The sequence below is a fragment of the Peteryoungia rhizophila genome, assembly GCF_004912145.1.
Taxonomy (GTDB): domain Bacteria; phylum Pseudomonadota; class Alphaproteobacteria; order Rhizobiales; family Rhizobiaceae; genus Allorhizobium; species Allorhizobium rhizophilum.
Genome location: NZ_STGT01000003.1, coordinates 683,170 through 703,224 on the forward strand (window position 1 = coordinate 683,170; position 20,055 = coordinate 703,224).

21 protein-coding genes are annotated in these 20,055 nt (G+C 61.8%); 17 read left to right on the top strand and 4 right to left on the bottom strand.

Annotated elements, in window-relative coordinates; genetic code table 11:
- The first annotated feature begins 245 nt into the window (after positions 1–245).
- The 5 genes from cysS (at position 246) to cimA (ending at position 5,615) form a co-directional block, all read left to right on the top strand.
- On the top strand, positions 246–1,823 hold the full coding sequence (cysS, locus tag E9677_RS14490; protein WP_136558769.1) for a cysteine--tRNA ligase: 1,578 nt from the start codon (positions 246–248) through the stop codon (positions 1,821–1,823).
- Between the two features lie 134 nt (positions 1,824–1,957).
- Positions 1,958–2,425: a GFA family protein gene (locus E9677_RS14495; RefSeq protein ID WP_136558770.1), complete on the top strand. Its 468-nt coding sequence runs from the start codon at positions 1,958–1,960 to the stop codon at positions 2,423–2,425.
- The gene (locus tag E9677_RS14500; RefSeq protein WP_136558771.1) at positions 2,422–2,913 is read left to right on the top strand and encodes a GFA family protein; all 492 of its coding nucleotides are present in this window, start codon (positions 2,422–2,424) and stop codon (positions 2,911–2,913) included. Before E9677_RS14495 ends, E9677_RS14500 begins: the two co-directional genes overlap by 4 nt.
- Before the next feature lies 1 nt (position 2,914).
- The gene (pip, locus tag E9677_RS14505) at positions 2,915–3,874 is read left to right on the top strand and encodes a prolyl aminopeptidase (protein WP_136558772.1); all 960 of its coding nucleotides are present in this window, start codon (positions 2,915–2,917) and stop codon (positions 3,872–3,874) included.
- 124 nt (positions 3,875–3,998) lie between these two features.
- Positions 3,999–5,615, top strand: a complete 1,617-nt coding sequence (gene cimA / locus E9677_RS14510; protein ID WP_136558773.1) for a citramalate synthase — start codon at positions 3,999–4,001, stop codon at positions 5,613–5,615.
- A gap of 11 nt (positions 5,616–5,626) precedes the next feature.
- Here the strand turns inward: cimA and E9677_RS14515 are convergent, their stop codons facing one another.
- On the bottom strand, positions 5,627–6,802 hold the full coding sequence (locus E9677_RS14515) for an MFS transporter (protein WP_136558774.1): 1,176 nt from the start codon (positions 6,800–6,802) through the stop codon (positions 5,627–5,629).
- A gap of 100 nt (positions 6,803–6,902) precedes the next feature.
- Between E9677_RS14515 and E9677_RS14520 the strand changes: the two genes are divergently transcribed.
- Together E9677_RS14520 and rarD are read left to right on the top strand one after the other, a co-directional pair.
- Positions 6,903–7,808, top strand: a complete 906-nt coding sequence (locus E9677_RS14520; protein WP_136558775.1) for a LysR family transcriptional regulator — start codon at positions 6,903–6,905, stop codon at positions 7,806–7,808.
- Between the two features lie 140 nt (positions 7,809–7,948).
- A complete protein-coding gene (rarD, locus tag E9677_RS14525) occupies positions 7,949–8,845 on the top strand; it encodes an EamA family transporter RarD (protein ID WP_136558776.1) in 897 nt (298 codons plus the stop codon).
- A 26-nt stretch (positions 8,846–8,871) separates the two neighbouring features.
- Here rarD and E9677_RS14530 read toward each other — a convergent pair whose 3' ends face one another.
- Positions 8,872–9,492 (bottom strand): LOG family protein, encoded by a 621-nt coding sequence (locus E9677_RS14530; RefSeq protein ID WP_136558777.1) that lies wholly within the window; start codon positions 9,490–9,492, stop codon positions 8,872–8,874.
- 158 nt (positions 9,493–9,650) lie between these two features.
- Here E9677_RS14530 and E9677_RS14535 point away from each other — a divergent pair, with 158 nt between their 5' ends.
- Both E9677_RS14535 and E9677_RS14540 read left to right on the top strand, forming a co-directional pair.
- Positions 9,651–11,717, top strand: a complete 2,067-nt coding sequence (locus tag E9677_RS14535; RefSeq protein WP_136558778.1) for an Ig-like domain-containing protein — start codon at positions 9,651–9,653, stop codon at positions 11,715–11,717.
- A gap of 113 nt (positions 11,718–11,830) precedes the next feature.
- Entirely contained in the window at positions 11,831–13,720 is a 1,890-nt protein-coding gene (locus E9677_RS14540) for an ABCB family ABC transporter ATP-binding protein/permease (protein ID WP_136558779.1), read from the top strand.
- Positions 13,721–13,737: 17 nt separating this feature from the next.
- Here the strand turns inward: E9677_RS14540 and E9677_RS14545 are convergent, their stop codons facing one another.
- A complete protein-coding gene (locus E9677_RS14545; RefSeq protein WP_205910141.1) occupies positions 13,738–14,577 on the bottom strand; it encodes a GGDEF domain-containing protein in 840 nt (279 codons plus the stop codon).
- Here E9677_RS14545 and E9677_RS25405 point away from each other — a divergent pair, their 5' ends adjacent.
- From E9677_RS25405 to E9677_RS25205, 4 genes are all read left to right on the top strand, one after another.
- Positions 14,578–14,874, top strand: a complete 297-nt coding sequence (locus E9677_RS25405; RefSeq protein WP_205910142.1) for a hypothetical protein — start codon at positions 14,578–14,580, stop codon at positions 14,872–14,874.
- Positions 14,875–15,263: 389 nt separating this feature from the next.
- Positions 15,264–15,962 (top strand): phosphatidylserine decarboxylase, encoded by a 699-nt coding sequence (locus tag E9677_RS14550; protein WP_136558781.1) that lies wholly within the window; start codon positions 15,264–15,266, stop codon positions 15,960–15,962.
- 12 nt (positions 15,963–15,974) lie between these two features.
- The gene (locus tag E9677_RS14555; RefSeq protein WP_136558782.1) at positions 15,975–16,835 is read left to right on the top strand and encodes a CDP-alcohol phosphatidyltransferase family protein; all 861 of its coding nucleotides are present in this window, start codon (positions 15,975–15,977) and stop codon (positions 16,833–16,835) included.
- 192 nt (positions 16,836–17,027) lie between these two features.
- Positions 17,028–17,165, top strand: coding sequence for a hypothetical protein (locus tag E9677_RS25205; protein WP_168801211.1), 138 nt, complete (start codon positions 17,028–17,030; stop codon positions 17,163–17,165).
- Between the two features lie 13 nt (positions 17,166–17,178).
- Here E9677_RS25205 and E9677_RS14560 read toward each other — a convergent pair whose 3' ends face one another.
- Positions 17,179–17,943 (bottom strand): SOS response-associated peptidase, encoded by a 765-nt coding sequence (locus tag E9677_RS14560; RefSeq protein WP_136558783.1) that lies wholly within the window; start codon positions 17,941–17,943, stop codon positions 17,179–17,181.
- A gap of 131 nt (positions 17,944–18,074) precedes the next feature.
- Between E9677_RS14560 and E9677_RS14565 the strand changes: the two genes are divergently transcribed.
- From E9677_RS14565 to E9677_RS14580, 4 genes are all read left to right on the top strand, one after another.
- The gene (locus E9677_RS14565; protein WP_136558784.1) at positions 18,075–18,503 is read left to right on the top strand and encodes an NUDIX hydrolase; all 429 of its coding nucleotides are present in this window, start codon (positions 18,075–18,077) and stop codon (positions 18,501–18,503) included.
- Positions 18,500–18,928: a TIGR02301 family protein gene (locus E9677_RS14570; RefSeq protein ID WP_136558785.1), complete on the top strand. Its 429-nt coding sequence runs from the start codon at positions 18,500–18,502 to the stop codon at positions 18,926–18,928. The genes E9677_RS14565 and E9677_RS14570 overlap by 4 nt, the downstream gene beginning before the upstream one ends.
- Positions 18,929–19,022: 94 nt before the next feature.
- Complete coding sequence (locus E9677_RS14575; RefSeq protein WP_168801212.1) at positions 19,023–19,280, top strand: hypothetical protein; 258 nt, start codon at positions 19,023–19,025, stop codon at positions 19,278–19,280.
- A gap of 20 nt (positions 19,281–19,300) precedes the next feature.
- Positions 19,301–20,041 (top strand): hypothetical protein, encoded by a 741-nt coding sequence (locus E9677_RS14580; RefSeq protein ID WP_136558787.1) that lies wholly within the window; start codon positions 19,301–19,303, stop codon positions 20,039–20,041.
- Positions 20,042–20,055: the final 14 nt, after the last annotated feature.

Here is a 20,055-nt window from a genome sequence, read left to right on the forward strand (position 1 = left end):
CTTAACTCCCCAAGCGACTAGCCAAATGAACCTGTATCGTCCCGATATGGGCAGGCCCTGGCGCAGGACCCTTGACCAAATCCACGACCCGCGCCATAAAGCGCGTCATGAAAACGAGCCTCTGCATCATCTGCGGGATCATTATTCGCTAGCGCTTCGCTGGCCTGGCCGTTTTCGTCTCCTGCATAGACCCAGATGACAAACGACCCGGTCCAGCCGGGTACCATTCGTTCTGGGAGTTTCTCATGGCCGGCGGCCTCAAGCTTTACAACACGCTCACACGCGACAAGGTCGATTTCGAACCGATCGACGATCAAAATGTGCGCCTGTATGTCTGCGGCCCTACCGTCTACGACTTCGCCCATATCGGCAATGCGCGCCCCGTCATCGTCTTCGACGTGCTCTACCGGCTGCTGCACTACATCTATGGTGCCGACAAGGTCACCTATGTGCGCAACATCACCGACGTCGACGACAAGATCAACGCCCGGGCGCTACGCGATTTCGGCAGCCAGATCGCCGATGGCTCGATGAGCCTCAACGAGGCCATCCGGGCGGTGACCGGCAAGACGGAGTGCCAGTTCCACGAGGACGTGGCCTCGCTCGGCTGCCTCAAGCCGACCGTCGAGCCGCGCGCCACCGACAACATTGCCCAGATGATCACGATCATCCAGCGGCTGCTCGATATGGGCCATGCCTATGTTGCGGAGGGCTCCGAAGGCCACGAAGTGCTGTTCTCCACCGCTTCGATGGCGGATTACGGCATGTTGTCGAAGCGCAAGCTGGAAGACCAGCAGGCGGGCGCGCGCGTCGCGGTCGAGAACCACAAGATGAACCCGGCGGATTTCGTGCTGTGGAAGCAGTCGGCCGATACCGAACCCGGCTGGCCGGCGAGCTTCACCTTCGAGAAGACGGTCTATCCGATCTATGGCCGTCCCGGCTGGCATATCGAATGCTCCGCCATGGCCGACCGCTATCTCTGGGAAGAGATCAAGGACCGGCTGTCGCCAAAGGCCAAGGCGAAGCCGCACCAGTTCGACATCCATGGCGGCGGGCTCGACCTGATCTTCCCGCACCACGAGAACGAGATCGCCCAGTCCTGCTGCGCCTTCGACAACGACCTGATGGCCACCGTCTGGATGCATAACGGCTTCCTGCAGGTCGAGGGCCGCAAGATGTCGAAGTCGGAGGGCAATTTCGTCACGATCAACGAGTTGTTGGCGACGGAGAAGTTCGGCGGGCGCAAATGGCCGGGCGAAGTGCTCAGGCTTGCGATGCTGATGACCCATTACCGCGAGCCGATCGACTTTTCGGTCAAGCGGCTGGAGGAGGCTCTTGCCGTCCTTACACGCTGGGAACGCATCGCCAAGGAAGCTAGCGCCGTCGCTGGCGAGATCGATGACGAGTTTTTGGCACTGATCTCCGACGATCTCAGAACTGCGGACGCAATCAAACGCATTCACGAGCTGATGAATCTCAGCCAGTTTTCGGACCCCGCTTTGCCGAAAGAAGCTGCCGCGGGCAGTCTGGGTTTTGGTGCCGGCTTCTCTGGTTTCTCTTCGGAAGAAGACAGAAAAACTTCCATTGCGGCCGGCTTGGCTTGCGCTCAGATGCTAGGAATTACGGTAGTGCGAGAGGCTTCAAGCGACCTCTCCGCCGCCGTTCAGGCGCTGGTCGACATGCGGCTCGAAATGCTGAAGGCGAAGAACTTCGCCGAAGCCGACCGCATCCGCGACGAGCTTGCCGCCAAGGGCATCCAGCTGAAGGACGGCAAGGACAAGGAAACCGGCGAGCGGGTGACGACCTGGGAGGTCAAGCGTTAGTCGCATGACCCAGTCGAACCCCAACACCAAGATGCCGAAATGGCTGCTCTATGGCCTGATCGCCAAGGGTGCCTTGATTGCCGCGGTGATTATCGGCGTCACCGTCTACATGACGATACAGTGAGGAAGACCGGATGAGCGAGATCCATAGCGGCGGCTGCCAATGCGGCGCGATCCGGTTCCAGGCGTCGAAGCTCGGCCGGCCGTCAATCTGTCATTGCCGCATGTGCCAGAAGCAGTTCGGATCCTTTTTCGGCGCCTTCGTCACCGCCGATCAGGCGCATCTGACCTGGACGCGCGGCCAGCCGATGCTCTATCGCTCGTCGGCCAAGGTGAAGCGCGGCTTCTGCGCCAAGTGCGGCACACCGCTCACCTATCAGCATCCCAATGGCGTCGAACTGGCGATCGGCGCCTTCGATCACCCGGAGCTGTTTGAGCCGCAGATCCAGGTGAACCATCACCAGCGCCTGCCATGGATCGACCAATTGTTCGAGAAGCCCGCCTACTCCAGTCCGGAAATGGAGGTCTTCTTCGCCTCGATCGAGAGCTTTCAGCATCCCGACCACGACACGGCGACATGGCCGCCGGAGGATGAACAATGACCCGTCAGGTGCATTCCGGCGGCTGCCAGTGCGGCGCGATCCGTTACAAGATCGCGGGCGAACTCGGCTATCCGCATCTCTGTCATTGCCGCATGTGCCAGAAGGCGAGCGGCAATGTCTTCATGGCGCTTGCCGGCTCGCGGCAGGAGGATTTCCTGCTGATGCGCGGCGAACCCAGCTGGTTCCAGTCATCAGACCCGTGCGGACGCGGGTTTTGCAGCCAGTGCGGCACGCCGCTGTTCTTCCGCTCCAAGGGCTCGCCCTATATCAGCGTGACGATCGGCAGTCTCGACAAGCCCGAGCTTGCCGAGCCCGTCTCGCAGGATGGTGTCGAAAGCCGCGTCTCCTGGTTCGCCAAACTCTTCGACCTGCCGGAAAATCCGACCGACCGCTCGGACCTGCCGGCCGGGACTGCCGGGATCGCCGCCACTTCGCGGCAGCATCCCGATCACGACACGGTGGCCTGGCCACCGAAGAAGGACATTTGACATGACGAGTGAATTGCGTGGCTTCTACCCCGAAATCGAACCCTATGAGACCGGCATGCTCGATGTCGGCGATGGACATCAGGTCTATTGGGAGCGCTTCGGCACCCGGGGCGCCAAGCCGGCGGTCTTCCTGCATGGCGGTCCGGGTGGGGCCATCAGCCCGACGCAGCGACGTCTCTTCGATCCCGCTCTCTATGACGTGATCCTCTTCGACCAACGCGGCTGCGGCAAGTCCACGCCTCATGCCTCGATCGAGGCCAACACCACCTGGCATCTCGTCGCCGATATCGAGCGCCTGCGCGAGTTGATGGGCGTCGACAAATGGCTCGTCTTCGGCGGCTCCTGGGGCTCTACGTTGGCGCTCGCCTACGCCGAGACCCATCCGGAGCGCATCTCCGAACTCGTTTTACGCGGCATCTACACACTGACCAGGGCAGAACTCGACTGGTACTACCAGTTCGGTGTCTCCGAGATGTTCCCGGACAAGTGGGAACGGTTCGTCGCCCCTATCCCGGAAAACGAGCGCCACGAAATGATGGCCGCCTATCGTCGGCGACTGACGGGCACCGATCGCGAAGAGCAGCTGCGCTGCGCTGTCGCCTGGAGCACCTGGGAAGGCGAGACCATCACGCTCCTGCCCAACCCTGATTATTCCAATCATTTCTATGATGCAGAATTTGCGCTCGCCTTCGCCCGCATCGAAAATCACTTCTTCGTCCATGCCGGCTGGCTGGAGGAAGGGCAGCTGCTGCGCGACGCTCACAAGCTGAAGGACATTCCCGGCGTGATCATCCACGGCCGCTACGACATGCCCTGCCCGGCCAAGTATGCGTGGCAGCTGCACAAGGCCTGGCCGAAGGCGGATTTCCACCTGATCGAGGGGGCAGGTCATGCCTATCTCGAGCCTGGCATTCTCGACCAGCTGATCCGGGCGACGGATCGGTTTGCGGGGAAGAACTGAACTAGATTTTGCCCTCACCCTAACTTCTCCCGCAAGCGCGGAGAAGGTGGCGGCAGCTCAGGCGCAACTCGTTGCGCCGGGTATGAGGGGCAGCACATTGACTGATTGCCGGAGGGGCACTCGCATGACACGCGAAACGATCACTTTGTTCGACACGACACTGCGCGACGGCCAGCAGACGCCGGGGATCGACTTCTCGGTCGAGGACAAGATCGCAATCGCTGCCATGCTGGACGAATTCGGCATCGACTTCATCGAAGGCGGCTATCCCGGTGCGAACCCGACTGACACGACGTTCTTCTCCAAGAAGCGCACGCGACGTGCGGGCTTTGTCGCCTTCGGCATGACCAAGCGCGCGGGCATTTCCGCCTCCAATGATCCGGGTCTGAGCCAGCTGATCCAGTCGAAGGCGGATGCCGTCTGTCTGGTGGCGAAAAGCTGGGACTACCATGTCAGGGTCGCGCTCGGCTGCACCAACGAGGAAAACCTCGAGAGCATCCGCGACAGCGTGAAAGCCGTGGTCGAAGCGGGCAAGCTTTCCATGGTTGACTGCGAACATTTTTTCGACGGCTACAAGGCCAATCCGGACTATGCCATCGCCTGCGCGAAAGAGGCTTACGACGCCGGCGCGCGCTGGGTCGTGCTGTGCGACACCAATGGCGGCACACAGCCGCCGGAGATCCGTGAGATCGTCCAGGCCGTTATCGCATCCGGCATCCCCGGCTCCTCGCTCGGCATCCATGCCCATAACGACACTGGCCAGGCGGTCGCCAATTCGCTGGCCGCCGTCGAAGCAGGCGTACGGCAGATCCAGGGCACGCTGAACGGCATCGGCGAGCGCTGCGGCAATGCCGATCTCGTCACGATCATCCCGACGCTCTGTCTGAAGGAGACCTATTCCTCGCGCTTCGAGACCGCGATCGATCGCGAGAAACTTGTCGGCCTGACACGCCTGTCGCGCGCCTTCGACGAGCTCCTGAACCGCTCCCCCAACCACCAGTCGCCCTACGTCGGCGGCTCTGCCTTTGCCACCAAGGCCGGCATCCATGCCTCAGCGCTTCTAAAGGACCCGAAGACTTACGAGCATGTCGAGCCGGAAAGTGTCGGCAATTTCCGCAAGGTCATGGTCTCCGACCAGGGGGGCAAGGCGAACTTCCTGAACGAATTGAAGCGCCGCGGCATCACGGTTGCCAAGGACGATCCGAAGCTCGACACACTGATCTCGGTGGTCAAGGAGCGCGAAGCCTCGGGCTATGCCTATGAAGGGGCGGATGCGAGCTTCGAGCTGTTGGCACTGAAGACGCTCGGCACCGTGCCGGATTTCTTCGCGGTTGAAAGCTTCCGCGTCATGGTCGAACGCCGCTTCGACAGCCACGGCCAGCTAAAGACGGTCTCCGAGGCGGTGGTCAAAGTGCTTGTCGATGGCGAGATGGTCATGTCGGTCGCGGAAGGTGATGGCCCGGTCAATGCACTCGACATCGCGCTGCGTAAGGATCTGGGCAAGTACCAGAGCGAGATCATCGACCTGGAACTTGCGGACTACAAGGTGCGTATCCTGAACGGCGGCACCGAGGCCATCACGCGCGTCTTGATCGAATCCACCGATGCGTCCGGTGCCCGCTGGTGGACCGTCGGCGTGTCGGAAAACATCATAGATGCCTCCTTCCAGGCTCTGATGGATTCGATCGTCTACAAGCTGATGAAAAACCGCGAACTGGCGGGCCAGATCGCGGCTGAGTGACGTCTTCCCGGTCAGGCTGCGAGCCGGTCGCGGCTTTGACCTTTGTGCTCGTAGCGCCGCGCTGCGAAAAACAGGACCAGGGCTGCGATCGGGAAGGCCGCGGCCACAAGTGGCAGGGCGGACAGGCCCGGGCCATGGTCAATGGCCAGACCGCCGCCCCAGGCGCCGATGGCGTTGCCGAGATTGAAGGCGGCGATGTTGAAGCTTGAGGCGAGCGCCTGCCCTGCCCCTTGCGCCTTCTCGAGGACCCGCATCTGAAGTGGTGCGACCGTTGCAAACCCCGCAGCCCCGACCAGACCGACCATCGCGACCATCAAGCCCTTTTCCGGCAGGACAAAAGCCATGACAAGCAGCGAGAGGCTCAATGCGACGAGCGTCAGCAAGATGGATCGGTCGAGATTGCGGTCTGCCAGCCTGCCGCCGACGAGATTGCCGATGATCAGGCCGCCGCCGAAGACAAGCAGGATCGGCGACACGGCAGCGTCGGAGAATCCGGTCACCTGGGTCAGCACAGGCGCGATATAGGTGAAGACCGTGAAGACGCCGGCATAGCCGAGTACCGTGATCGCGAGGCCGGCCAGAACCTGCGGGCGTCCCATCGTGGCAAGATCCGACCGCCAGTCCTGCGGCTCTGGCTCGCTGTCGTCGCGGGGCAGGAAGATCGTAAGCACGGCAAGCGCGATCACGCCGACCACGGCAACAGCCCAGAAGGTCGTGCGCCATCCATATTCCTGGCCGAGCCAGGTCCCGAAGGGAACGCCCGCGATATTGGCAACCGTCAGGCCGGTGAACATGATGGCGATTGCGGATGCGCGACGCTCGGGCGCCACGAGACCCGTCGCGACGACGGAGCCGACGCCGAAGAAGGTGCCATGCGACAAAGCGGCCAGCAGTCGGGCTGCCATCAGGGTCTCGTAGTTGGGCGCGATTGCACAGGCGATGTTGCCGATGGTGAAGATCACCATCAGCGCGATCAACACGGTCTTGCGCGGCCAGCGGCTGGACAGGGCTGTCAGGATCGGCGCGCCAAAGACGACGCCAAGCGCATAGCCGGAAATGAGCAGTCCGGCCGCAGCGATGGAAACGCCGAGATCAGCGCTGACATCGATGAGCAGGCCCATGATAACGAATTCTGTGACGCCGATTCCGAAGGCACCGACTGTCAGGGCATAGAGAGCGAGAGGCATGGAGATGCGTTCCTGTTGACTTGGATGCACCTCAGATAGACAGCCCACGCCTGATGAAATAGTCTGCCATTAAGCACAACATTCATGAAATGAATTCACAATGGCGAGGCAGGACATCAACCGTTCCGGCGAAATGGAAGTGTTCGTGCAGGTGGTGGAACTGGGTGGTTTCTCGGTTGCTGCGCGCTTTCTCCGCATGACACCATCTGCCGTGAGCAAACTGGTCGCGCGGCTGGAGACGCGGCTCGGCACGCGGCTGGTCAACCGGACCACGCGCAAGCTACTGCTGACGCCCGAGGGTCGAACCTTCTACGAGCGATCGGTTGGGATACTCGCTGACATAGAGGAGGCCGAGCGCAGCGCCGCCAATCTCGACGATCCGCGCGGCCTCATCCGCATCAATACCAGCGCCGCCTATGGCACCCATGTGCTTGCGCCACTGTTGGCGGATTTCCTGGAAACCTATCCCGGCATTTCTGTCGAAGTCGTCCAGACGGACCTCGTGGTAGACCTGCTCGCAGAGCGGGCTGATATCGCCATCCGGGCAGGCGCCATGCGCGATTCCAGTCTGGTGGCTCGCAAGCTCGGCGAGACACCGCTGGTCATCGTCGGGTCGCCTGCCTATCTGGCACGCCATGGCGTTCCGAAAACGGCATCCGATCTGGAGCAGCACAGCCGGCTCGGCTTCGGCTATGTCCGGGCTCTCAGAGAATGGTCCGCGCCGGAAGGCGAGACGATCGTTCAAGTGCCTGTGATCGGCAGGGTAAGTGCCAGCGATGGCGAAGCGCTTAGGCATTTCGCCATCGGCGGTGCCGGCCTCGTGCAACTCGCCCAGTTCACCGTGGCCGAGGACCTGAAGGCCGGTCGATTGGTCACGGTGCTCGATGATCCGCGCACCCGCCTCAGCGAACCCTTCCATGCAGTCTATGTGGGTCAAGGCGGCCACCTGCCGGCACGCATCCGCGTGATGCTCGACTTCCTTGCCAAGCACGGGCGCGTTTCCTGAGACACGGATTCGTGGCGGAGCAGATCGGTTGCACGCCATTGATCGCGCGAGATGAACGATCCATCACTGAAATGCATTTGCGCCTGCCATCCTGCGGGCGTATGGCCGTTTCCTTAGCATAACAAAAGTCAGGAAACACCATGGCCGACGTCTCTGCCCCCGCCGAGAACAAGGACAGTCTGAACGGCTTTCTCTTCGCGCTTTCCGCCTATCTGCTCTGGGGCTTCCTGCCGCTCTACATGAAGGCTCTGGCGCATATCTCGCCGGCCGAAGTGATCGCGCATCGTATCCTTTGGTCGATCCCGGTCGCGGGTCTGCTGCTGATCGTGCTCAAGCGGACGGATGACTTGAAGAAGGCGATCCGCAATCCGCGCATGCTGGGCATGGCGGCCGTGACCGCGACGCTGATCAGCGTCAACTGGGGCATCTATGTCTGGGCAATCGGCACTGGCCACGCGCTGGACACGGCGCTGGGCTATTTCATCAATCCGCTTTTCTCGATCCTGATGGGCGCAGTACTCCTGAAGGAAAAGCTAAAGCGGACGCAGATCGCGGCCTTGGCGCTCGTTGTCATCGCCGTGATCATCCTGACGGTGGAAGCAGGGCGCCTGCCGGTGGTAGCGTTGGCGCTCACCTTCTCCTGGGGCTTCTACGCCTTCTTCCGCAAGACATTGCCGATCGGGCCGAACCAGGGCTTCCTGCTCGAAGTGCTGCTGCTCTCGCCGATCGCGCTCGGCTATCTCGTCTATCTGAACCTTGAGGGCGGCGGGCATTTCCTGATGGGCAACACAACCGATACGATCCTGCTCGCTGCGGCGGGCCTGGTAACAGCGGTGCCGCTGATCCTCTATGCCAACGGCGCCAAGCTGTTGCGCCTGTCGACCATCGGCATCATGCAGTATATCGCCCCGTCGATGATCTTCATCACCGCCGTTTTCGTCTTCAACGAGCCCTTCAGCGCCGCCAAGGCAGTCGCTTTCCCACTGATCTGGGCGGCGCTGGTGATCTATACGCTGCCGATGCTCCGGCAGCGCTGATCGACGTCAGTTTTCAAAGCCTGACTTCAAAGCTTGGAAATGGTTTCCGGATCGCCTTCTGGCGCTCCGGTCTCGGCCCAGCGAGCCTCGATCGCCGGCACGATATCTTCGATCCTGTCGATGACCAGAGGTCGCACGAGATGGGCGGTGTGGATGAAGCCGGACGCCGACATGTGGTCGATCAGCTCCAGCATCGGCTTCCAGAAGTCGCTGACATTGGCAAAGACCATCGGCTTGGCGTGACGGCCCAGCTGACCCCAGGTCATGATCTCGACGATCTCCTCCAAAGTGCCGATTCCACCCGGCAGGGTCACGAAAGCGTCAGAGCGCTCGAACATGGCGTGCTTGCGCTCGTGCATGTCCTTGGTGATGATCAACTCGTTGAGTTGCCCGAGCGAATGGCGCGTCGCTTCCATGTCGACCAGGAATTCGGGTATGATGCCGGTCACATGGCCGCCGGCAGACAAGACGCCGGCTGCGACCGCACCCATGATGCCCTTGGTGCCACCGCCATAGACCAGCCGAAGGTTGTTTTCGGCCAGCGCGCGGCCAAACAGGCGGCCAGCTTCCATGAAGGCGGGATCGCGTCCGGGCTGGGAGCCGCAATAGACGCAGACGGATCGAATCGGGGATTTTTCTTCGCTCATAGGCGGCAAAAAACAGCCTGCGCCGCGCAAGGTCAACAAAATTGGCTGAAAAGCGGAGGCCGACCGGCCGGAATAGGGTCGTGACGCTTGTCGAAACAAGCGGTTAAGGCTAGCAATTCCGAGGGATATGGCGGCTGTTCCGCCGGGAGACTTGAGACATGAAGAACCGTGCCCTCTGGGTGGTGCTGCTCGTATTGGCCATTGTCAGCCTGCTGATGGTGTTCGTCATCATGCCGCGCATCAATGCGCCGACCTCCGACGCGCCGACCGTCAACGCTGCAGCAGACGCAACGACATCCGCAGCCGACCAGGCTGCCGCCACCGCAGAAACCGCCGTGGCCGACGTCGCGAGCGCCGCAAGCCAGAAGATGGACCGGCTCAAGGCCGAAGCCGTGAAGGCGATCGATGGCTTCTCCGCCCTCTTCGCCGATGGCCGCACGCCCGGCATCGAAGCCTATACGGCGGCACGCACGCTCGCTCAGGCTGCCGTGCAGGCCTTGGCATCGATCGACATCCCCGAAGGGCTGGATGCAACGCTGACCGACGGCATCAAGGCGGTCCAGGCCGATGCGGCTCGTGCGCTCGCCCTCCTGCAGGAATTGCCCACCGATCCGGCCAGAGCCGCCAGCATGGTCGCTTCGATCAAGGCGGCATTGCTCGGGAATCCGGTCACCCCTGCCCCAGTCGCCGAAGAAATCGATCCCGCTGCTCCGCGCTTCGATGTCCTGCGCGTCGAGCCGGATGGTTCGACCGTCATTGCCGGCAATGCCGTGGCCGGGGCCAAGGTCGAAATCCTCAATGGCGAGCAGGTCATCTCCTCGCAGACGGTCGATGCGACCGGAGATTTCGCGGCCGTTCTCGACGAGCCTCTGGCACCCGGGGACCACTCGCTGCAGATCCGCGCTACCGGCCCGGACGGCAAGGTCGTGACCTCGGAAGAGATCGCGACGATCTCTGTGCCGGAAGGCGGCAAGGGCGAATTGCTCGCGATGGTTTCAAAGCCAGGCGAAGCGAGCCGCATGATCACTCTTCCTGGTTCGGAAAACGCCGGCACCCAATCGGCGGCCGCCAAAACCACGGATCGCGTCGCGCGGCCGACGGCACCGGCCGACGGCATCACCCTGCCCGAGCTCCCGGCGGCGGCAAGTGAACTCGCAGGCTCCGCGCCCGTCATGCCCGGCAGCAGCGAAACGGCAGCCGCACCTGCGAGCCAACCGACGATCGACACCGCGCCTGCCCTGCCCGGCGCAACCGAGGTTCAGGTCACTGCCGTCGAAATCGAGGGAGACCGCATCTTCGTCGCCGGCAAGGCGCCGGCCGGCGCCACGGTTCGCGGCTTTGCGGACAAGACCCTGATCGGGGAAGCGGCGAGTGACGCAAGTGGCAATTTCGTCATCGAAGGGCAAATGAAGCTCGAGGTCGGCAATCACATCGTCGAAGTGGAACTACTGGACACGACCGGCAAGGTCGTCGTGCGCGCCTCGGTTCCGTTCGAACGTCCCGCCGGCGAGCAGGTTTCCGTGGTCGCGCAGACGCCAAACCCGGCAGAAGCGGCCGAGGCGAGCCCGGAGCAGATCGAGTTCGAACGTCTGCGGATCTCGCTCACCAAGGCGATGACCATTCTGGAAAACCTCTTCGCCAACGGCCAGAAGCCGGCGCTCGAACAGGCGGCTGCCGCCCGTTCGGCAACGGAAATCGGATTGCAGTCGATCGCCGGCTTCCGTGCGGACGCAAACACGGCTCCGGAATTTTCGGCCTCGGTCAATGCTCAGGCGGTCAAGGCGAAGGAAGCGCTGGAGCTACTTCAGAGCCTGCCAACGGGCAATATCGATGCCCTTGGCACCGCCTTGCCGAAGCTCGTCGCGCTCATACGCGATCTTCTGGCCGAACCCACTCCGATTGGCACGACGGAATCGGTTGCCACCAGCCCGGACGCCTCCGCCTCAGCCACCACGGCTTCTGCCGAGCCGAAGACGATCCAGCAGGCGCCGCTTGCGCAGAGCGACAACAGCGTGATCATCCGACGAGGCGATACGCTCTGGCAGATCTCGCGTCGCGTCTATGGTCAGGGCGTGCGCTACACCACGATCTATCTCGCCAACGAAAACACGATCAACAATCCTGACCGCATCGAACCCGGTCAGATCTTCAGCGTCCCGCGGGAAGCCCTGCCGAATGCCGAGGAGATCCATCGCAAGCGGCTGCGCGGCGAGCCGGTGAACTGAGCTTTCACAGTTCTGTTGTTGTATTCGCGGTAGCGGAAACCTAAGTGAGTATCGGCGGCGATCCCCCAAGGGATCGCCGCTTTTTGATCTGCAGGCAATCGAGAGGGTCGGGGATGGCTGAGGCAAAGAAGAAAACGGTATCGGCCGACGACGGCAATCCCATGCAGACCCTCGTCAACCTCTGGCCCTATATGTGGCCTGCCGATCGCCTCGATCTGAAGATGCGGGTGGTCTGGGCGACGGTCTTCCTGCTGATCTCCAAATTCGTCCTGATCCTCGTGCCCTATTTCTTCAAATGGGCGACGGATGCGCTGGATGGCCGCATCGACATGGCGGGCTTGCTCCCGACCTTCCTTCTGGGCGCCGTAGCACTCGTCATCTTCTACAATCTCACCCGGATCCTGCAGGTCGGCCTCAACCAGCTGCGCGACGCGCTGTTTGCCAGCGTCGGCCAGCATGCGGTGCGCCAACTCGCCTACAAGACCTTCGTGCACATGCACCAGTTGTCGCTCCGCTTCCACCTCGAGCGCAAGACCGGCGGGCTGTCGCGCATCATCGAGCGCGGCACCAAGGGTATCGAGACGATCGTACGTTTCACGATCCTCAACTCGATCCCGACGCTGATCGAATTCATCCTGACAGCCGCGATCTTCTGGTGGACCTACGGCTTCTCCTATCTCGGCGTTACCGCCTTCACCGTCTGGGCCTATATCTGGTTCACCATCCGGGCATCCGACTGGCGTATCGGCATTCGTCGCGCGATGAACGACAGCGACACGGACGCCAATACCAAGGCGATCGATTCGCTCCTGAACTTCGAAACCGTGAAGTATTTCGGCAATGAGGAGATGGAGGCCAAGCGCTTCGATGCCTCCATGGCGAAATACGAGAAGTCCGCGACCCAGGTCTGGACCTCGCTCGGCTGGCTGAACTTCGGCCAAGGCCTGATCTTCGGCGTGGGCACCGCAATCATCATGGTGATGTCGGCGCTGGCCGTGCAGCGCGGCGAGCAGACGATCGGCGATTTCGTCTTCGTCAACGCCATGCTGATGCAGCTCTCCATCCCGCTCAACTTCATCGGCTTCGTCTATCGCGAAATCCGCCAGGGCCTGACCGATATCGAGCAGATGTTCGACCTTCTCCAGGTTGAGGCTGAGGTGGTCGACAAGCCGGATGCGACGCCGCTGGTGATCGCTCAGGGCGCCATTTCTTTCAAGGACGTGCATTTTCACTACGATCCGGACCGGCCGATCCTCAAGGGCGTGTCCTTCGAGGTGCCGGCTGGCAAGACGGTTGCCGTCGTCGGGCCTTCAGGTGCTGGCAAGTCGACGATCTCCCGCCTGCTCTATCGCTTCTACGACGTGCAAAAGGGCGCGATCACGATCGACGGCCAGGACGTACGTGACGTGACGCAGAAGTCGCTTCGGGCCGCCATCGGCATGGTCCCGCAGGACACGGTGCTGTTCAACGATACGATCGCTTACAACATCCGCTACGGGCGCCCCGGTGCTTCGGATGCTGACATCATGCAGGCCGGCGAGATCGCGCAAATCTCGCATTTCATCCAGGAATTGCCGGAGGGCTTCGAGACCAAGGTCGGCGAACGTGGTTTGAAACTCTCCGGTGGTGAGAAGCAACGTGTCGCCATAGCGCGTACGGTTCTGAAAGCTCCGCCGATCCTGATCCTCGACGAGGCGACTTCGGCGCTTGATACGACGACCGAACACGAGATCCAGTCGGCTCTCGACATCGTGTCGAAGAACCGCACGACACTCGTCATCGCCCACCGCCTTTCGACCGTGGTCGGGGCCGACGAGATCATCGTCTTGAAGGGCGGAGAAATTGCCGAGCGCGGTAGCCATGCCGAACTGCTGGAGCAGAACGGCCTCTATGCCTCGATGTGGAACCGCCAGCGGGAAGCCACCCAGGCCGAAGAGATGCTGCGACAGGTGCGCGAGAGCGATGAACTCGGCGTGGTCGTGCGGCGCCCGCCGGCGAGCTGATCTGGTGGAGGCGGGCTTCAGTTCGCCTCGCACAGCCTGTTTCGCCCATCGCGTTTGGCGCGATAAAGCGCGAGGTCCGCGCGGCGAAGCGCGTGGTCGATGGTTTCTTCACGGGGATCGAAGTCGGCAAGACCGATGCTGATCGTGCCGGCCGCTCCGACACCCGTCACGACCTGGCAATAACGGGCGATGTCGCTGCGCATGCATTCGAGGATCTCCGCGGCGCGCCCAGCGTTTTCTCCCGAGAAGAAGGCAAAGAACTCCTCCCCGCCCGCCCGGGCGACCAATACGCCTTCGGATTCATGGTTGCGCAGCGTATCGACGATCGAGCAGAGGGTGAGGTCCCCTTCCCCGTGCCCCAGTTCGTCATTGATCGACTTGAACAGGTCGACATCGATGACCGCAACGGCAAAGCGAGTATCGGCCTCAGACGCCCGCTCCGTGGCCGCTGCCACGAACTGGAAGAACTTGCGCCGGTTGTAGGCATTGGTGAGCGGGTCACGCTCTGCCGCGGCAGTCAGGCGCGCCTCCAGCTGCTTGCGTTCGGTGATGTCGAGCACGACGCCTGCAAGGCCGCGCAAACCTCCGTCCCAAGAGGCCACGCAGGCCTTGTGCAGCATGATGTGCCGCATGCCGGTATCAGGCATGCAGACATCGGTTTCGACCCGGATCACGCCACCCTTGCGCATCACGTCGAGATCCGATTGCCGATGGGCCTCCGCGACGTCCTCAGGCAGGAAATCGGCGAGCGTCTGCCCGATCACGCGGTCGCGCTCAGCGCCGACGAACTGGCTGAAGGCTGTGTTGCAACCAAGATAGCGGCCGCCGACATCCTTGAGGTAGATCGGTGTGGGCAAGTGATCGAGGCCATCCTGCCAGGTGTCGAGCCGGTCCTGCAGCGCAGCGCGCCCCCGCTCATGAGCCTCGACCAGGGTCAGATGGCGCTTGGCACGCAGAAGGCAGCGCAGCAGATGGTGGGCACCGTCCTCCAGAAGCAGATCGTCAGCGCCAGCCTCGAAGAGTTCGGCTTGAAACTCGACGCCAGCAGCTCCTGTGACAGCGACGACATAGGTTACATCATTGCAGGCGTTCCTCAGTCGATGCAGGACGTCCACGGCATTTCTGTTCGCGGCATCGACAAAGCAGATCGATGACGCGCACAAGTCATCCAGATTCCGGACAGAGGCCGGAGCAAGCGAGGCGATCGCGGGAGGTGGCGGCAGATTTCCAGCCGAATACCAGGCGATTGTGACAAGAGAAGCCGTGTCCGTATCCGATATTGGTGTCCTGGCGAGCTGCAATGTCCGTCCTCTTCCCGATCGGCCCGCAACGGCACCAGACCCGGCTTTCGGTTAAATCTAATCCCCCTTTTTTAGGGTGCAGTTATTTAGAAAATCTCGACGGGATACAAACAAGGCAATCTTTTTTGGGCCAGGCAAGGACTGTCACAAGTGCTTTAAGCCGGCTTGATTTGACCGTTGGCATTGCCCATGTCCGGCTTTCAGAGTAGTCACGGGCGAAACATTCATAGACCGAGGACCCCATGGACCTGTTCGAAACCATCCGCAAAACGATCGTGCCCGTGCACAAGGAAGGCTATCCCTTCATTGCCGCCTTCTTCGTCGCTTCGCTGGTTCTCGGCTGGATCTGGGACCCGCTTTTCTGGGTCGGACTCGTTCTCACGCTGTGGTGCGCCTATTTCTTCCGCGATCCCGAGCGCGTCACACCGCAGGACGACGATCTGGTGATCAGCCCTGCCGATGGCCGCGTATCCTCGGTGCAGATGTCGATCCCACCGGAAGAACTCAATCTCGGCCATGAGCCGATGCTGCGCATCACCGTCTTCATGAACGTCTTCAACTGCCATGTGAACCGCGCGCCGGTTCGCGGCCGCGTGACGACGATCGCCTATAAAGAAGGTCAGTTCCTCAACGCGGAACTGGACAAGGCCAGTATCGACAACGAACGCAACGGCCTCGTCATCGAGAGCAAGAACGGCCAGATCGGCGTCGTGCAGATCGCCGGCCTCGTCGCCCGCCGGATCATCTGCTGGACCAATCCGAACGAACCGCTGGATGCCGGCGAGCGCTTCGGCCTCATCCGCTTCGGCTCGCGTCTCGACGTGTTCCTGCCGGCCGGTTTCGAACCGCGCGTCTCGCTCGGCCAGACCGCGATTGCCGGTGAGACTGTCATCGCCGAGTTCGGCTCGACCAAGGGTCCGACGGTCAGCCGCCGCAGCTAAGGAAGAGTGTCGATGGAAGCCCCGAACCCGACGACCGAGACACGACCCGCAGCCGGAACCGATGCCGGTGCGCGCGGGCCGCGGCTTCGTGAAATCCCGCTTCGGCTGATCATTCCGAACCTGATCACGGTGCTCGCCATCTGCGCCGGCCTGACCGGCGTTCGCCTCGCCTTCGAGAACCGCTATGAACTCGCTGTCGCCATGGTTCTGGCCGCAGCCTTTCTCGACGGCATCGACGGCCGCATTGCTCGCATGATGAAGGCGACCTCGAAGTTCGGCGCCCAGATGGATTCGCTTGCCGACATCATCAATTTCGGCGTAGCACCTGCCCTCGTGCTCTATGTCTTCGTGCTCGACCAGGCCCGCTCGCTGGGCTGGATCGCCGCACTGATCTACGCCATCGCTGCCGGCCTTCGCCTCGCGCGTTTCAACGTCATGGACGAGCGCGAGACCAAGGCGCCCTGGCAGTCGGAGTTTTTCGTCGGTGTGCCGGCGCCAGCAGGCGCTGCACTCGTCCTCCTGCCAGTCTATCTCGGCTTTCTCGGCGTGGCCCCGGTCGGTGCATTCGCCTATGCCAGCACGGCCTATACGATCGTCATCGCATATCTGCTCGTCAGCCGCTTGCCGGTCTGGTCGGGCAAGTCTGAGACGAGCCACATCCGCCGGGATCTGGTGCTGCCGATGATTCTCGGTGTCGTACTCTATGTGGCACTGCTGATGAGCTTCACTTGGGAAGTGCTTGTCGTGACCGTGCTTCTCTATCTCTGCTCGCTGCCATTTGGCGCGAGAAACTGGCATCGCCGATATGGCACGCTGACGATCGGCGAAGAATCAGCAGAAAAAGGACTTTCGGAGATCGACCGCGGCGTTTGAGTCGAAATCACTCTGTTTTCAAGCATTTTGAGCCCCGCCAAGTCGAAACGCTTGTGCGGGGCTCTCCATTTCTACTCTTTTTCTTCAAAATTGATTTGAGTCACCGTTCAGGCCACGCTTTTGTCATGATCTCCGCAGAGAGAGCCGCGAACAAAAAAATACCGGTCAGGAAACACTCCAAGGAACATGACGATGACGACGCAGACTGAAGCCGAGCAGAAGAAGCCGGCGCCTGAGAATCTCGCTTTGAATTACCGCCCGCTCGGCCTCAAGGCCGTTCTGGCAGCAGCCATGATGCTGAAGCGCAAGCCGACTCCGAAGCTCGCCTGAGCGAGCCTTCGCTCTAGAACAAGCTCATCTGCCCGTCGCCGGACTTGTCCGAGGCGGGCTTTTGCTTTTTGGGAGCAGGCGCTACAGGAAGCTGGAGCTCCGGGCCGACATTGGCGACCTTGTTGACGAGGTCCGAAACCGGGATCGCCTCGAAGTAGTCCTCGTCAGCCGGACGCATCAGGTCGACGATATCGCGGGGCTCGCCGTGTCGGCAGTCGAGCCAGCGGCTGAAGTCTTGCGGCTGGATGACGACGGGCATGCGGTCGTGGATTTCCGAGATCGATCTGTTCGCACCGACAGTCAGGATACAGCCCGTGTCGAGCTCGGAACCGTCCTTCGACATATAGGTCTCCATCAGTCCGCCGAAGCAGACGATGCCGCCGTTTTTCGGACGGATCCAATACGCCTGCAGAGGTTCGCCGCTTTCCTTCGACGGCCGGTGCCACTCGTAGAAGCCGGACGTCGGGACCAGAATGCGCCGATGGCGCATGGCGGCGCGGAAGGACGCCTTCTCGATCGCGGTTTCAGACCGTGCATTGATCAGGAGCGTGAACTCCTTGGGATCCTTGACCCAGGATGGGATCAGGCCCCAGCGCACCAGGACCGCCATGCGATCGGGCCGATTCGAACCAGGCTCCGCCGGGGGCGAAGCGACCGCCACGAGGATAGGCTGCGTCGGCGCGATGTTGTAGCGCGGCGGAAATCCCTCGAGCTCCATCAGGCCGAGGATCTCGCGTACTTCTTCCGGGCTGGCTGTCAGGGCAAAACGTCCACACATTCGGTTTAGATGGCAGCCCAACCAACCCGGGTCAAGGCATGTCGCCGTGCTTGCAGGGGACCGCAAAGCCCGCGATAATCAGAACACGCTGCTTCGCGCGACGCAGTTTCGTCTTCGACCGGAGTTCTTGTTTGATGAGCATGCCTCGCCTCGCCTCTTCCGCCATCGTCGAACGGGCCGGGCGCTATCTACTCGTCAGGCGCGGCAATCCGCCCGCCGCCGATCTCTATGCCTTTCCGGGAGGCCGTGCCGAGCCGGGCGAGACGCCCGAAGAGACCGCACTGCGCGAACTCCTTGAGGAAACCGGGCTAGTGGGTCGCAATCCGCGCCTGTTCGAGACCGTGGAACTCCAGCCCGAGGCCGGGGTCGTCGGCAGCCATTTCATGCTCTCGGTGTTCCAGGTCGATGCGGACGATACCGAGCGCGCCGAGGCGCAGAGCGATGCGCTCGAGGCCGACTGGTTTCTTCCGGAGGAAATCCTCGACCTTCCCATTCCAGAGAGTGTCCGCGACTGCATCCTGCGGCTGGCGCCGGACCTAGGGGCCGGGAGCGAGGCATGACAAAGACGACATCACACCTGCGGGCCGCAATGCTTCTCCTGTTCGCCTTGTTCGCCGCGCACTCGTTCGCGCAGGAAGGCAGCGTGATCACGGTTCCGCCGCCTGTTGAAGCCGAGAAGTCGACGCCATATGACGACAGGCTTGCAAGGCTGTCCGAGATCATTGGTGCGGTGCATTATCTGCGCAATCTGTGCACGGCCGATGGCGAACCGGAATGGCGGCAGTCGCTGCAATCTCTTCTCGACGCCGAGACAAAGGCGGAGCCGACACGGCGCGCGCGACTGACAGCGGCCTATAACCGCGGTTACCGCTCCTTCGCATCCGTCTACACCTCTTGCACGCCGGCCGCAGTTCGTGCAGAGCAGAACTACCGTAACGAAGGGGCAACACTTGCCACAGAAATTACCGCACGCTTCGGAAATTAACGAATAATTCACCTCTTTTGGTCTGCCCCCGTGTCGTTTTGGCAAAAGGCTGATAGGGTCGTTAAGGACTGAGTAAGTGCTTCGAGGAATGCCCATGGAACCGCGCCGCAACGAAATCGACGACATGATCGTGCACGAAAAGATGCAGGCTGCGCTGGAATACCAGAACGAAGCCTGGGCGGATGGCATGGCAGATGGAATCGAGCCCGAGATCATTGCGGACGCAGCCTTTGCGCTCGCAATGCGCGAGACCATCCGGATCCACGGTGAACATGGCGCGGAAGCCATTCTCGACGCGCTCAAGGCCCGGCTGCTTGCCGGCGAGTTCTCGCCCGAGCGCCAGCTTCAGTAAAACAGCAATCGAGGGACAGAATGATGATCTCGTCGCGGGTCAGGCTCTTCCGCTTGACGAGCGCGCTGACGCTCATGCTCGCCTCCGGACTGGCGACCCTGCCGGCCCATGCGCTTTCAGATATCAAGGACATCACACCGCCATCCGCGGACACATCCACTGACGCTGCCGAGCCGCTGCCCGGCGCCGAGCAGGATGTGATCGAGGATTCCATTCCCGTCATCCCGGATCCGGATCCGTTGATCAAGCGTGCGGAGCCGGAAGAGGTCGAGAGCGACGAACCGGAAACACCGCCGGCGGAGGTCATCTACGACATCGAGAAGGCGCCGGAACCCGTGCGCCGTATGCGCGAGCTTATCATCGAGGCCGCCAAGACCGGCGACATCTCGAAGCTCAAGCCCCTGATGAACCCGGGGCCGGACCAGACGAGCGTTCCGCTGCAGGATCCAGAGCAGGATCCGATCGATGCCCTGAAGGCGGTTTCGGGCGACAGCGACGGCATCGAAATCCTCGCCATCCTGCTCGACATCCTCTCGACCGGCTTCGTTCAACTCGACCAGGGAACGGCGGAAGAGGCCTATGTGTGGCCCTATTTCGCCGGCAAGTCGCTCGGACTTCTGACCCCGCAGGAGAAGGTCGAACTGCTGCGCATCGTCACGGCCGGCGACGTCGCCGAGATGCAGGAATATGGCAATTACAACTTCTTCCGCGTCGGGATCACCCCCGATGGCCGATGGAAGTTCCTCACCGTCGGCGACTGATCAGCCTTGGAAAC